Here is a 14,236-nt window from a genome sequence, read left to right as displayed (position 1 = left end):
TGATCTTCGTAAAACGCAAAACAGTTTCCGGCAAGTCAGGCATTCTTGCCCTACGTTCTATTGGGAGAGAGTCCGATGCCGTTAGCGATGAACCGTGAGGTCTTCATTACCTGTGCCGTGACCGGGTCCGGCAGTTCGCAGGACCGCAGCCCGCACGTGCCGCGCTCGCCCAAGCAGATCGCCGATTCGGCCATTGAGGCGGCAAAGGCAGGGGCTGCGATCGTGCACTGCCATGTGCGCGATCCCGAGACCGGCAAGCCTAGGCGCGACGTGCACCTCTACCGCGAGGTGACCGAGCGCATCCGCGCGGCTGACGTCGACGTGGTTTTGAACCTGACCGCCGGCATGGGCGGCGACATGGTGTTCGGCCCACCGGAAAAGCCGCTGCCGCTGAACGAAAAAGGCACGGACATGGGCGGCGCGACCGACCGCATGGAACATGTGCGCCAGTGCCTGCCGGAAATCTGTACGCTCGACTGCGGCACGATGAATTTCGCCGAGGCCGATTATGTCATGACCAACACGCCCGGCATGCTGCGCGCCATGGGCGGCATGATGACGACGCTCGGCGTCAAGCCGGAGATCGAGGCCTTCGACACCGGGCATCTGTGGTTTGCCAAGCAATTGGTCGAGGAACAAGTGCTGAAGCCGGACGCGCTGGTGCAATTGTGCATGGGTGTGCCGTGGGGGGCGCCGGACGACCTCAACACCTTCATGGCCATGGTCAACAATGTACCGTCGACCTGGAACTGGTCGGCGTTCGCCATTGGCCGAAACCAGATGGCCTATGTCGCTGCCGCGGTGCTGGCCGGCGGCAATGTCCGTGTCGGGCTGGAGGATAATCTCTGGCTCGACAAGGGGGTGCTGGCGACCAATGCGCAGCTGGTCGAGCGGGCGGTCAGTATCGTGTCGAATATGGGCGCCAGGGTCATCGGCCCGGATGAGGTGCGAAAGAAGCTGAACCTGACGAAGCGCGCACCGCTTTGAGCAAGGGCGGGAAGAACCCGGTTGGGAGGAGCCGCCGATGAAGACCGTGAAGTTCACCGCCATGAAGGACGGCGACCGCGAGGATTATGCCTTCCTCACCGAGCATGAGATCGACCATGCGGCAAAGACCGGCGAGCGTCTGCTCGACGCGCTTGTCCAGCTCGACGAAGGGCTGTCGGGCTACAAGATCACCCGGCTCGGCCATTCGCTGCAGGCGGCGACGCGGGCCTGGCGCGACGGCGCCGACACCGACTGGATTGCCTGCGCCTTGCTGCACGACATCGGCGACATCTACGCGCCCTATAATCACGACGAGTATGCGGCGTCGATCCTGAAGCCCTTTGTACGCGAGCAATGCACCTGGGTGGTGGAAAAGCACGGCGACTTCCAGCGCCTCTATTACGCACATCACCTCGGCGGCAACCCGCACGCCCGCGACCGTTTCGCCGGGCACATCTACTTCGACGATTGCGATGAGTTTTGCGAGCGCTGGGACCAGTCGAGCTTCGACCCGGATTACGAGACATTGCCGATCGATTTCTTCCGGCCCTTCGTGCTCGAAGTGTTCGCGCGCAAGGCCTATGACGCGTCCGTGATCCGTGCCGGCGAGCGTGTCGCCCTCACCGACCCCGCAACAGCCAGCACAAGAACCGGAGCCTCCGCATGAGCATCATCAACAAGGCGGCAGCCATCGGCGGCGGCGTCATCGGCGCCGGCTGGGTCGCGCGGCTGCTGCTCAACGGAATCGACGTGTCGATCTTCGATCCCGACCCCGAGGCGTCACGCAAGGTCGGCGAGGTGATGAAGGGAGCGCGACGCGCCTACAAGCAGATGCTGCCCGGCGGCCTGCCGAAAGCGGGCAAGCTCACTTTCGCCAAGACGATCGCCGAGGCGGTCGCCGATGCCGACTTCATCCAGGAAAGCGTGCCGGAGCGGCTCGACCTCAAGCACCGCGTGCTGGCCGAGATCGACCTTTATGCGCCGGCCAACGCCATTGTCGGTTCCTCCACCTCCGGCATCAAGCCGACCGACATGCAGGTGGCGATGAAGAAACATCCGGAGCGGTTGGTGGTCGGCCATCCGTTCAACCCCGTCTATCTCTTGCCACTGGTCGAAATCGTCGGCGGCGAACAGACCTTTCCCGAGGCGATCGAAGTCGCCAAGGAGATGTATGCCTCGATCGGCATGAAGCCGGTGGTGATCCGCAAGGAGATCGAAGCCTTTGTCGGCGACCGCCTGCTCGAAGCGGCCTGGCGCGAGGCGCTGTGGCTGGTCAAGGACGGCATCTGCACGGTCGAGGAGCTTGACGACATCATGCGCTATGGCTTCGGCCTGCGCTGGGCGCAGATGGGCATGTTCCAGGTCTATCGTGTCGCCGGCGGCGAGGCCGGCATGCGCCACTTCATGGCGCAGTTCGGCCCGTGCCTGAAATGGCCATGGACCAAGCTGATGGATGTGCCGGAGTTCAACGACGAATTGGTCGAGCTGATCGCGACCCAGTCGGACGACCAGGCGCACGGTCTGTCGATCCGCGAACTCGAAAAGATCCGCGACGACAATCTGGTCGCGATCATGGAGGCACTGTCGAAGCAGAACAAAGGCAAAGGCTGGGGCGCCGGCGCCCTGCATAAGGACTATACCAGGCAGCTGGCCAAGCTTGCGGCGAAGAAGCCCACCGCCTCCAAGGCTGCCGAGAAGGCCAAGGCTGAAAAGCCGAAGAAAAAGAAGAAAGGCTGAGACCATGGATTTTGGTCTTTCGGAGGAACAGAAGCTCATCGTCGAGACGACGCGGGCCTTCGTCGAGAACGAGCTTTACCCGCATGAGCGCGAAGTGGAGCGCACCGGCGTGCTGCGCCGTGAGCTGATCGAGGAGATCAAGGCCAAGGCGATCGAAGCTGGTCTCTATGCCGCCAACATGCCGGCCGATGTCGGCGGCGCCGGGCTCGATACGGTGACCTGGCTGCTCTATGAAAAGGAGCTCGGCCGCGCCAATTACGCGCTGCACTGGACCTGCGTGGCGCGGCCTTCCAACATCCTCCTTGCCGGCACGCCGGAGCAGCGCGAGAAGTATCTGTTCCCGTGCATTCGCGGCGAAAAATGGGATTGCCTGGCAATGACCGAGCCGGGCGCCGGCTCCGATTTGCGCGGCATGAAGGCAACCGCCGTGCAGGACGGCGACGACTGGGTGCTGAACGGCACCAAGCATTTCATAAGCCACGCCGACCTCGCCGATTTCGCCATCGTCTTCATGGCCTCGGGTGAAGAGGATTCTGCGCGCGGCAAGCGTAAGAAGATCACCGCCTTCTTCGTCGACAAGGGCACCAAGGGCTTTACCGTGCGCGACGGCTACCGCAACGTCTCGCATCGCGGCTACACCAATGCCATCCTCGAATTCGACGATTGCCGTCTGCCGGCCACTCAGGTTCTGGGCGAGGTGCACAAGGGCTTCGACGTCGCCAATTCATGGCTTGGCGCGACGCGCCTGCAGGTCGGCGCCACCTGCCTCGGCCGCGCCGAACGGGCGCTTGGCCACGCCATCGAATACGCCGCGCAGCGCCAGCAATTCGGCCAGCCGATCGGCAAGTTCCAGGGCGTGTCGTTCAAGCTCGCCGACATGGCGACCGAGCTGAAGGCCGCCGACCTGATGGTGTTCGAAGCCGGCTGGAAGTACGATCAGGGCACCGTTACCGACCAGGACATGGCCATGGCCAAGCTGAAGGCCACCGAGATGCTCGCCTTCGTCGCCGACGAGGCGATCCAGATCCATGGCGGCATGGGGCTGATGGACGATCTGCCGCTGGAACGCATCTGGCGCGACGCCCGCGTCGAGCGCATCTGGGAAGGCACCTCGGAAATCCAGCGCCACATCATCTCGCGGGCGCTGCTGCGCCCGTTCGGGGGCTAGAGCATGATCCCAAAAAGTGGAATCTGGTTTTTGGAAAAGATCATGCTCAAACGAAAAGATGACGATGCACAAACTTGAGCGGCTTTTGCGCCCACGAACGATCGCAGTCTTCGGTGGCGTGCAGGCTGCTGCCGTCGTCGCGCAGTCGATCAAGATGGGCTTTGCCGGCGAGATCTGGCCCGTGCATCCGAGCAAGGACGAGGTCGCCGGCCGCAAGGCGTATCGCTCGGTGGCCGAATTGCCCGGTGCGCCGGATGCCGCTTTCATCGGCGTCAACCGGCACTTGACCATCGAAGTGGTCAAGGCGCTGGCCGAGCGCGGCGCCGGCGGTGCGGTCTGCTTCGCCGCCGGCTTCCTCGAAACCGAGGCCTATGACGAGGACGGCGAGCGGCTGCAGGCCGAGCTGGTCGCGGCGGCGGGTCCCATGCCGATCATCGGGCCGAACTGCTATGGGCTGATCAATTACGCCGACGGCGCGCTTTTGTGGCCCGACCAGCATGGCGGCATCAGGCTGCCTGAAGGCGGTCGCGGCGTTGCCATCATCACCCAGTCGTCGAACATCGCCATCAACATGACGATGCAGAAGCGCGGCCTGCCGATCGCCTTTCTGATGACCGCCGGCAACCAGGCGCAGACCGGGCTTTCCGAAATGGCGCTCGGCCTGATCGAGGACGACCGCGTCACCGCGCTCGGCCTGCATATCGAGGCCTTCGACTCGGTAGCCGGCTTCGAAAGGCTGGCGGCACGGGCACGAGAGCTGAAGAAGCCTGTTATCGCCATGAAGGTCGGCCGCTCCGAGCAGGCGCGGCAGGCGACCGTCTCGCATACCGCGTCGCTGGCCGGCTCGGACGCAGCGTCCGGCGCGTTCCTGAAGCGGCTCGGCATCGCCCGCATCGATTCGATCCCGGCCTTCATCGAGGCGCTGAAGCTGCTGCACGTCACCGGTCCCCTGCCCGGCTACCGGCTGTCGTCGATGAGCTGTTCGGGCGGCGAGGCGTCCGTCATGGCCGACAGCGCCGAAGGCCGCTGGGTGACCTTTCCGCCTCTCACCGCCGAGCATCGCATTCAGGTCAAATCGACGCTCGGCCCGCTGGTCGCGGTGGCCAACCCGCTCGACTACCATACCTTCATCTGGAACAACGAGCCGGCGATGACCGCCACCTTCACCGCCATGGTGTCTGGCGGCTTCGACCTCAACATGCTGGTGCTCGACTTTCCGCGCCCCGACCGCTGCTCCGACACCGACTGGTGGGCGACGCTGCGCGCCTTCGAAGCGGCGCTGAAGACCAACAGCGCGCAAGGCGCGATCGTCTCCTCGCTGCCGGAGAACCTGCCCGAGGAATACACTGCAGGGCTGATGGCGCGGGGCATGGTGCCGCTGTTCGGCATTTCCGAGGCCATGGACGCCGCCCAGGCGGCAGCCTTCATCGGCTGGGCGTGGCGCGAGCCGCTGGCGCAGCCGATCGACACCTCGGCGTCTGGCGCGCCGGCCGGCGACCATGTCACCCCGGACGAGGCGGAGGCGAAAGCGCGGCTCATCGAGGCCGGGCTCCCGGTGCCGAAGGGCGAGCGCGCCGGCAACGCGGTCGAGGCTGTGATCTCCTCGATGGCGCTCGGCTTCCCGGTAGCGCTGAAGGCTCTTGGCGTCATCCACAAATCCGAGCTCGACGCGGTCCGGCTCAATTTGAGGGATGCCGAATCCGTCAGCACCGCCGCCCATGATCTCGGCCCGCTCGGCACCGGCCTTTATGTCGAGCGCATGGTGCGCGATGGCGTCGCCGAGCTGCTGGTCGGCTTCACCCGCGACCCGATGTTCGGCGCGGTGATGACGCTCGGCACCGGCGGCGTGCTGGTCGAGCTGTTGCGCGACAGCGTCACGCTGATGCTGCCGGCGACCCGTGACGACATCGAGGCCGCTTTGCGCGGGCTGAAACTGTTCCCGCTGCTCGACGGCTATCGCGGCCGGCCGAAGGCCGATGTCACGGCGGCAATAGAGGCGATATCGGGCATTGCCGGCTTCGTGCAGCAAAATGCCGGCGAGATCGAGGAACTCGACATCAATCCGCTGATCGTCTGCGCCGAGGGCAAGGGCGCCTGGATCGCCGATGCGCTGCTGGTGCTGGGAGGCAAGAAGAATGGCTGAAATCATCACCACCCGCCGCGAGGGCACGATCCTCGAAGTCACGCTCGACCGGCCCAAGGCCAACGCCATCGACCTGAAGACGTCGCGGCTGATGGGCGAGACGTTCAAGGCGTTCCGCGACGATCCCGAGCTGCGCGTCGCCATCGTCAAGACCGCCGGCGACAAGTTCTTCTGCGCCGGCTGGGACCTGAAGGCCGCGGCCGGCGGCGACGCGGTCGACGGCGACTATGGCGTCGGCGGCTTCGGCGGGCTGCAGGAACTGCGCGACCTCAACAAGCCGGTGATAGCCTGCGTCAACGGCATGGCGGTCGGCGGCGGCTTCGAGCTGGCGCTGTCCTGCGACCTCATCTATGCGTCGGACCACTCCTCCTTCGCGCTGCCCGAAATCCGCGCCGGCACGCTGGCCGATGCGGCGACGATCAAGCTGCCGAAGCGCATCCCTTATCATGTCGCAATGGACCTTCTGCTCACCGGCCGCTGGATGGATGTCGCCGAGGCGCATCGCTGGGGCCTGGTCAACGAGGTGCTGCCCAAGGAAAGACTGGAGGACCACGTCTGGGAGATCGCGCGGCTGCTCGCCAGCGGCCCGCCGCTGGTCTTCGCCGCGATCAAGGAGACGGCTCGGGTCGCTGAATCGCTGACGTTCCAGGACGCGATGAACCGGGTGACGCGCCGGCAGCTGCCAACGGTTGACGCACTCTACGGCTCGGAGGACAATCTCGAGGGTTTTCGCGCCTTCGCCGAGAAGCGCGACCCGGTGTGGAAGGGGAAGTGACGCTGCGGAGATGATGGCGATCCTTCACACCCCCCTCTGCCCTGCCGGGCATCTCCCCCGCAAGTGGGGCGATCGGATGTCGCATCGGATTTCGCCAATTTCCAGCGTTGCAGGACAAGCGGCAAGGCCAAAGCTGCCGATCTCCCCCCTTGCGGGGGAGATGGCCGGCAGGCCAGAGGGGGGTGTCCAAGCTCAACCTTGGCGGCCCATTCGGCGCCCATGACCAACTACAAAACCCTCATCGACGCCGAGACCTGGGCCTTCATCGAGCGGACCAATTCCTATTATCCACCCGATACGATCGACTACACCATCGCCGAGCAGCGCGAGATCTATAACCGGATGTGCCGCGAGTTCTTTGCCGGCTATCCCCAAGGCGTCACCGCGGAAACCACAGCCATTGCCACACCCTGGCACATCCCGACCCGCGTCTACCGCGCCCCGGCGCCGGAAACGGCGGCGATGGTGCTGTATTTCCATGGCGGCGGTTTTATCCTCGGCGGGCTCGACAGCCATGACGACCTATGCGCCGAGCTTTGCAGCCGCACCGGCTACGAAGTGGTTTCGGTCGACTACCGGCTGGCGCCGGAACACCTTCATCCGGCCGCCTTCGACGATGCCATCAGCGCCTTCGAATGGGCGTCGACCACCTACGAACGGCCTATCCTGCTCTGCGGCGACAGTGCCGGCGGCAATCTCGCCGCGTCCGTCAGCCACGCGACCCGCGGCCATGCGCGCAAGCCGATCGGCCAGATTCTGGTCTATCCCGGCCTTGGCGGCGACAGCTCCGCCGGTTCCTACGTCACCCACGCGGAAGCGCCGATGCTGACGGCGCGTGACCTCGTTTTCTACAGGGACATCAGGACCGGGGGCGAGGACCGCACCGGCGATCTCACCTTGTCGCCGCTCGCCGACGCCGACTTTGCCAATCTGCCGCCCACCGTCGTGATCACCGCCGAATGCGACCCGCTGTCGTCGGACGGCGAAGCCTATCGCGACCGCATCGTTGCCGCGGGCGGACGTGCCTGGTGGCTCGACGAGCCGGGGCTGGTGCATGGCTATTTGCGCGCCAGGCACACGGTCGGCCGCGCCCGCTCGAGCTTTACCCGGATTGTCGATGCAGTGACGGTTCTGGGGAAGGGCGAATGGATCTGGTGAGGGATGTCCTCCTCACCAGAACGGGCTTTTATCGGCCGGTACAGCTCTATTTGCGGCGGCGTCGCCGGCCGGAAACCTGCTTCAGCCAAGGTCCTAAATGAAAGGCGCTCATCAGCAGGTACATCGGGACCATGCCGGCCAGCGGTGACGCTTCTTGCCCGGTCGAGCACATCATATCCGGCGCGCCGCCGAGCAGTGTCAGCAACGCCATGGTTGCGAAGGTCGGCGCGGCGGCGAAGGACAGCCAGTCGGCTGCGCCAAGGGCGGCCGGGCTCGCATCGCCGCCGGATCCGCCTGCATGAATCTCGCTCATGTCCGTTGTCCCTGGTAGTGAGCGGGATGCGTTCGAATGAACAGCGCATCCCGCTCCTCCATTTGTCTTAGCCGCATTTCGGCGACGCCAAAGATGTTCTATTCGGTGCGATTCCGGAACGCGGCCTCTCCGGCGTCCGATATCTCGACCCATTTTTTGTCGGGGACGGCTTCGGCGCCGTAATTGTCGTGCCAGTTCCACCACTTGTATGTCGGCGTCTGCGGATAGCCCTCGGGCGAATCCTCCCAAACCTCCTGGCGGCCGAGCGGCGTCAGGTCGAGGTAGCTCCATACGGTCCCCATCGCCTCGTCGCCGCGGTTGTTGATGAAGTAGGTGCGGAACACGCGATCGCCGTCGCGGATGAACACGTTGTGGCCGTGCCACTCGTCAACGCCGAAATCAGCATCGAAGCTGTCGGTGATGGTGTACCAGGGCATCTTCCAGTCCATCCGCGCCTTTAGCCGCGCAATGTCGGCCTGCGGTGCGCGCGAGGCGTAGGCAAGCGTGGTGTCGCGCGCGTTCAAATGGGCGAGATTGCCGACCTGATCCGCCCCCAGCGAACAGCCGCGGCAGGCGTGATCGGGCCAGCCAAATACGCCGGGCTCGAAGAAGGCACGGTAGACGACCAGCTGGCGGCGGCCCTCGAACAGGTCGAGCAGGCTCACCTTTCCGTCAGGCCCTTCGAACATATAGGACTTCTCCACCGCCACCCATGGCATCCGCCGGCGCTCGGCGGCCAGTGCGTCGCGAGCCCGGGTCATGGTCTTCTCCTTCACGAGCAGCTGCTGGCGCGCGGCCTCCCATGCGTCAGGCGAAACGACCGGTGGTGTCTTCATCGCGAGCCGCGTCGCCTGCTCGCCTGTGCCATTCTGATGTGCCGTCATTGTGCATCTCCCTTGCTGGTTTGTCGCCCGCACCGGCGCGACGTGTTGGGTCGTGAGATAGGATAGGGGCTGATAGCGGATTGGCGAGAGTGACAAGTGTGACGCGATTCCGACGGGTTCGCTGATCACGGCCAATTTCGCCGCCAGCGACGCCTCTGCGCTCATTCGCGCCCGGACTGCTGAATGGGCCGTGCGCCGGCCAGGTAGCGATCATTGTCAAACGGCTCGGCCTGGTTGCTTTCCGGGCTCCACAGCTGCCGGTGGGTTCGTGTGAGATCGCCGAGATAGACATGCAGCGCACCTGATCGCGCGCTGCCGGTATTCGCAACCGAATGCACGGTATTTGACGCCATGTGCACCACGGCAGGCGCTGCGATGTCCTGCCTTTCGGGGACATCGAGTTCGCTGCCGGCAACAGGATAGATGAAGTTCGTCTCGCTGCCCTTGTAGATGCCGATCAAGGCATCCATCAGGTGGTTATGAGGCGGGTACTGAAGGCCGGGCGACAGCGTGATGTGATAGATCGTCAGGTTCGGGCCCGCATGCAGAAGCACCTCGTCGTCGTCCTCTTCGTGAGCGAGTGTTCCCGATGCGTGAAAACGGTTGGTGTAGTCGCCCAGGACCGCCCTTACCGCTTCGAGGGGATCTGGCCCCTTCGCGGCATTGACGATATCGTCGGCAACGGCGTAGAGAGGCGAGTTGGCGGGCAAAGGCATATCAGTTTATCCTCCCTGAAATGCTCAGATTTACAATCTGAGATGCTCACGCTAGCGAATGCTGAGGCCAGCGTCAACGGGACAGCCAGACGGACAGAATATGAAAACGACGAAGTTGACCGCCGAACCGGCAAGACCGGCCACGGTCGAGGCGACAGCACTGTCAGCCGCCGACGTCCTTCGCAGGGAACAGGCATATGAGCAGCTGAGGAACGACATCATTGCCTGCGTGCTGCGCCCCGGCGAAGCGCTGACCGAGAAACAGATCGGCGATCGATACCTGATCAAAAAGGCGACCATCCGCGCGGCGTTGGCCCGCCTGATGCAGGAAGGGTTGGTCAGGAGCGAGCCGCGCCGCGGCTACGTCGTTGCGACGCTCAGTCTGCGGGACGTCAACGAGATCTTCGATGTCCGCAGCTTGATCGAGCCGGAAGTGTTCAGGGTGGCGGCATCGAACATGACCGAGCGCGGGCTGGAGGATATCAGGCTGGCAGCGAAAAAAGTGCTGAAGCCGGAGACGCTACGCAGCCACATTGCCTTCCTTGCGGCCGATCGTGCTTTTCGTCTGGCCCTGGCGGAGCTCTCGGGAAATTTACGACTGGCGCATCTACTGGACCAGATACTCGACCAGTCGGCGCGGGTTCTCCACCTGGGCTTCAAGTCGCGCGACTTCACCCAGTTGATCATCGCCCAGCAAAAGGAACTGGTTCTTGCCTGCGAGGCAGGCGACGTTTCGGCCATCGTGAAACTTGCTCGTGCGCAGTGCCTGTTCCTCAAGAAGCAGGTGCTCGAGGCTTTGCTTGCCGGTTCCAAGCTTCAAGACGTCAATTTGCAACCCTTCGCCTAAAGCGCCTTGTTTCACCCCACCGCTCGCGCCGCTGCCCGTCCGGCACTGCGGCCGGAAAAGATGCAGCCGCCGAGAAACGTACCTTCGAGCGCTGCATAGCCGTGCATGCCGCCGCCGCCGAAACCGGCTGCCTCGCCCACCGCGTACAGCCCTTCGACCGGTTGGCCGCCGGCGCCCAGCACGCGGCTGTCGAGGTCCGTCTCAAGCCCGCCGAGCGTCTTGCGGGTCAGGATGCCGAGCCTGACCGCGATCAGCGGGCCATTGGCGGGATCGAGCAGCTTGTGCGGCCTTGCGGTACGGATCAGCCGGTCGCCGAGATAGGCGCGCGCGCCGCGCAGCGCGGTAATCTGCATGTCCTTGGAGAACGGATTGTCGAGCTGCCGGTCGCGAGCGCGGATTTCGCGCTCGACCTGCGCCAGTTCGAGCAGCGGCTCGCCGCCGGCCAGTGCGTTCATGCGGGCGACCAGCGCCGGCAGTTCGGGCTCGACGATGAAATCCTCACCCTTCTCCATGAACGCCTTGACCGGCGCGGGCACGCCGCTGGTGGCACGGCCAAGCACCTGGCGCCAGCTTTTCCCCGTCAGATCGGGGTTCTGCTCGGAGCCGGACAGCGCGACCTCCTTCTGGATGATCTTTTTGGTCAGGATGAACCAGGAATAGTCGAAGCCCGTGCTCATGATGTGGCTGAGCGTCGCCAGCGTATCGAAGCCGGGATAGAGCGGCACCGGCAGGCGTTTGCCGCGCGCATCGAGCCACAGCGATGACGGGCCGGGCAGAATGCGGATCGCATGATCGGTCCAGATCGGTGCCCAGTTCCTGACGCCCTCGACATAGTGCCACATGCGGTCGCGGTTGATGAGCCTGCCGCCGGCGGCCTCGGTGATCGCCAGCATGCGGCCGTCGACATGATCGGGAACGCCGGTGATCATGCGTTTTGGAGGCGCACCCAGCCGTTGCGGCCAATTCTCCCGGACCAGCTCGTGATTGGCGCCGATGCCGCCGGAGGCGACGATGACGGCCTGCGCCTTCAACTCGAAATCGGCTGTGATCTCGCGCGAGCTCTTGCGGCCGCGCTCGGCATCGCTCGCCGCCAATATGTCGCCGCGCACGCCGTCGACGGCAGCACCCGTCCGGCTCAATTCGTTGACCCGGTGACGGAACCTGAAGCTGATCAGCCCGCGCTTCTCGGCCTCGCGCACGCGCTGCACGAACGGTTCGAGCACACCAGGCCCGGTGCCCCAGGTGACATGGAAGCGCGGCACCGAATTGCCGTGGCCGACGGCGTTGCCGCCGCCGCGTTCGGCCCAGCCGACCACCGGAAAGAATTTCAGGCCGCGCTGCATGAGCCAGGAGCGCTTCTCGCCGGCGGCGAAGCCGAGATAGGCCTCGGCCCAGCGGCGCGGCCAGAGATCTTCCGTGCGGTCGAAGGCTGCAGTGCCCAGCCAATCCTCGAGCGCCAGCTCATACGAATCGCGGATGCGCATGCGCCGCTGTTCGGGCGAATCGACAAGGAAGATGCCGCCGAGCGACCAGAACGCCTGGCCGCCAAGCGACTGCTCCGGCTCCTGCTCGACGATGATGGTCTTCTTGCCGGCCTCAGTCAGTTCGGCCGCCGCGACAAGACCGGCAAGGCCGGCGCCGACAATGATCACATCCGCGTCGTTTGGCATCTATTTGGCCATGATCTCGTCCAAAAACCGGTCCCTCATTTTTTGAGATCATGGCCGGCCTAGACTGTCTCCCAGCCTTCCTTCTCGCCGGCGCGGAAGATGGCATCGATGACCTTCTGGTTGAGCACCGATTCTTCCAGGGTGAAAACGCGGTCCTTGCCGCCCTGTGCCGCCCGCGCGAAGGCCTCGACTTCCAGCCGGTATTGCTGCGTGCCGGGAAAGCGGAATACCTGCGCCTCGCTGTGGTTCTGGTTGTGCAGCTCGACGCGGTGATGGTCATAGAGCCCGGCGTTGAACGGTGAGAACACCTCGATGAATCCCTTCTCGCCGTGGAACACCATCACCTGGCGTGCCGCCATCTGCGTCGACAGGTAGAATGACAGCTCGAAATCGCCGAAATCGGCGCGGATCGAGGAATAGATGTCGGTGCCGAACGTCTTGTCGCGCTCGATCGTCGCCTGGACGCGCAGCGGCTCCTTGCCCGTCGAAAAGCGTGTCGACACCGTCGGGTAGACACCGATGTCGGGCAGCGCGCCGCCGCCGAGATCGAGCTTGTTGCGCATGTTGTTGGGGTCGACATTGTAATAGGAGAACGCGCCCTGGACATGGCGCAGCCGGCCGATGGCGCCGTTGGCGATCAGCTCGCGCACCTTGATCCATTGCGGATGGTAGACGACCATGAAGGCTTCGCAGACCAGCACCTTCCTGGCATCGCGCAGCTTGATCAGCGGCGGAATATCCTTGGCATCGAGCGCCAGCGGCTTTTCGACCAGAACATGCTTGCCGGCCTCGATCGCCTTGGCCGTCCATTCGACATGCTGCGAGGTCGGCAGCGGAATGTAGACGCCGTCGATGTCGCTGGAGGCGAGCAGCTCCTCATAGGAGCCGAAAGCGTGGCGCGCGCCGAAGCGTTCGCCCAGTGCCCGGGCTTTCGACAGATCGCGGCTGGCGATCGCCGACAGCACGCCGTTCTCCGCCTCGACGATTGCCGGCAAAAGCTGCTCGCGGCCGATCTTGGCCGTCGACAAAACACCCCATCGGAACATCAGATTTCTCCTCTCGATTGCAGGCCTGGAGGTTTGCCCTAATTCAGGAGAAAAGCCAATGCGGGAGCCTGGCGGCGAACAGGGCGATCATCTGCGGCTTTTCCGGATGCCGGCGCTGCTCTTGCGGGGGCGACGAACCCAGGTCCTGCAAAGACTATCCCCTTCTACCCGTCAGCGTCATGTCGAAGTCGACGACGTTGGAGTAAATCGGCGTGCCGACATCCATGCCGTAGCGCGACCGCAACACCTTGCCGGTGACATGGAATTTTATCGTGCCCGCCCTGAGGCCGCCGAGCTCGGCCGTGAACTTTTCCTGAAAGGTCTTGCCGCGCGCCGTCAGCCGGCCGGTGACAAGGGCTGACGTGGCGCCGGTGCGTTTGACGCTGGTCGAACGGAACTGGATCTCCGGATTGTTGGCCGCGTCGAAAACCGCGTCCGAGCGAAGAAAGGCGTCGATGCGACTTTGGCCGGTACCGACGCTTTCGGGGAAGATGGTGAAATTGACCTGGGACCGGCCGACATCGCTGTTGTCGATGAGGATACTGCCCTTGAAGCGGGAGAAAGCACCGTCGAGCCCTCCGCCGCCGAGCTTGCCGATCGAGAAGTGGATGCTGGAACTCCCCGGGCTGATGGTGTAGCTGCCGGCCGCGTCGCCAAGGGCGACGGCGGCGAAAACAGGCATAGCAAAACAAGCGGCGGCTGCCGCAAATCCGAAGATGCGCGCGTACATGGAAATGGTCCTCTTGGCAGGCAACGCTTTCTTGCGTCCTCGCCCCATGAACGAATGAGCCG

General features: G+C 64.3%; 14 protein-coding genes. 8 read left to right on the top strand and 6 right to left on the bottom strand.

Annotation, left to right across the window (positions count from 1 at the left end; all coding sequences use genetic code 11):
- Positions 1-75 precede the first annotated feature (75 nt).
- The 7 genes from bcoG (at position 76) to NKI01_RS10880 (ending at position 7,968) form a co-directional block, all read left to right on the top strand.
- Complete coding sequence (gene bcoG, locus NKI01_RS10910) at positions 76-987, top strand: 3-dehydrocarnitine:acetyl-CoA trimethylamine transferase BcoG (protein WP_023718318.1); 912 nt, start codon at positions 76-78, stop codon at positions 985-987.
- A gap of 37 nt (positions 988-1,024) precedes the next feature.
- Positions 1,025-1,654, top strand: a complete 630-nt coding sequence (locus NKI01_RS10905; RefSeq protein WP_352484703.1) for an HD domain-containing protein — start codon at positions 1,025-1,027, stop codon at positions 1,652-1,654.
- Complete coding sequence (locus tag NKI01_RS10900) at positions 1,651-2,724, top strand: 3-hydroxyacyl-CoA dehydrogenase NAD-binding domain-containing protein (protein WP_023718316.1); 1,074 nt, start codon at positions 1,651-1,653, stop codon at positions 2,722-2,724. The genes NKI01_RS10905 and NKI01_RS10900 overlap by 4 nt, the downstream gene beginning before the upstream one ends.
- Positions 2,725-2,728: 4 nt before the next feature.
- Positions 2,729-3,892, top strand: coding sequence for an acyl-CoA dehydrogenase family protein (locus NKI01_RS10895; protein ID WP_352484702.1), 1,164 nt, complete (start codon positions 2,729-2,731; stop codon positions 3,890-3,892).
- Positions 3,893-3,956: 64 nt separating this feature from the next.
- Positions 3,957-6,035 (top strand): acetate--CoA ligase family protein, encoded by a 2,079-nt coding sequence (locus NKI01_RS10890; protein ID WP_352484700.1) that lies wholly within the window; start codon positions 3,957-3,959, stop codon positions 6,033-6,035.
- Positions 6,028-6,810, top strand: coding sequence for a carnitinyl-CoA dehydratase (locus tag NKI01_RS10885; protein ID WP_352484699.1), 783 nt, complete (start codon positions 6,028-6,030; stop codon positions 6,808-6,810). Before NKI01_RS10890 ends, NKI01_RS10885 begins: the two co-directional genes overlap by 8 nt.
- A gap of 219 nt (positions 6,811-7,029) precedes the next feature.
- Positions 7,030-7,968, top strand: a complete 939-nt coding sequence (locus tag NKI01_RS10880; protein ID WP_352963123.1) for an alpha/beta hydrolase — start codon at positions 7,030-7,032, stop codon at positions 7,966-7,968.
- A gap of 46 nt (positions 7,969-8,014) precedes the next feature.
- Here the strand turns inward: NKI01_RS10880 and NKI01_RS10875 are convergent, their stop codons facing one another.
- The 3 genes from NKI01_RS10875 to NKI01_RS10865 form a co-directional block, all read right to left on the bottom strand.
- Positions 8,015-8,281, bottom strand: a complete 267-nt coding sequence (locus tag NKI01_RS10875) for a hypothetical protein (RefSeq protein WP_023718311.1) — start codon at positions 8,279-8,281, stop codon at positions 8,015-8,017.
- Between the two features lie 98 nt (positions 8,282-8,379).
- Positions 8,380-9,117 carry a DUF899 domain-containing protein gene (locus NKI01_RS10870; RefSeq protein ID WP_352855822.1) on the bottom strand — a complete coding sequence of 246 codons (738 nt, stop codon included), beginning with the start codon at positions 9,115-9,117 and terminating at the stop codon, positions 8,380-8,382.
- Positions 9,118-9,326: 209 nt separating this feature from the next.
- On the bottom strand, positions 9,327-9,881 hold the full coding sequence (locus NKI01_RS10865) for an autotransporter (protein WP_352963121.1): 555 nt from the start codon (positions 9,879-9,881) through the stop codon (positions 9,327-9,329).
- Between the two features lie 100 nt (positions 9,882-9,981).
- On the opposite strand from NKI01_RS10865, the gene NKI01_RS10860 reads away from it, so the two are divergent.
- Entirely contained in the window at positions 9,982-10,728 is a 747-nt protein-coding gene (locus NKI01_RS10860; protein WP_352591855.1) for a GntR family transcriptional regulator, read from the top strand.
- Positions 10,729-10,739: 11 nt separating this feature from the next.
- Here NKI01_RS10860 and NKI01_RS10855 read toward each other — a convergent pair whose 3' ends face one another.
- The 3 genes from NKI01_RS10855 to NKI01_RS10845 form a co-directional block, all read right to left on the bottom strand.
- Positions 10,740-12,398, bottom strand: coding sequence for an FAD-binding dehydrogenase (locus tag NKI01_RS10855; protein ID WP_352963119.1), 1,659 nt, complete (start codon positions 12,396-12,398; stop codon positions 10,740-10,742).
- A 59-nt stretch (positions 12,399-12,457) separates the two neighbouring features.
- Positions 12,458-13,444: a Gfo/Idh/MocA family protein gene (locus NKI01_RS10850; RefSeq protein ID WP_352484691.1), complete on the bottom strand. Its 987-nt coding sequence runs from the start codon at positions 13,442-13,444 to the stop codon at positions 12,458-12,460.
- Positions 13,445-13,598: 154 nt separating this feature from the next.
- Complete coding sequence (locus tag NKI01_RS10845; RefSeq protein WP_352484690.1) at positions 13,599-14,174, bottom strand: YceI family protein; 576 nt, start codon at positions 14,172-14,174, stop codon at positions 13,599-13,601.
- Between the last annotated feature and the right edge of the window lie 62 nt (positions 14,175-14,236).

Source organism: Mesorhizobium sp. M0815, from assembly GCF_040319995.1.
Classification (GTDB): domain Bacteria; phylum Pseudomonadota; class Alphaproteobacteria; order Rhizobiales; family Rhizobiaceae; genus Mesorhizobium.
The sequence above is the reverse complement of the archived record's forward strand: the minus strand, read 5'-3'. Positions and strand labels throughout refer to the sequence as shown.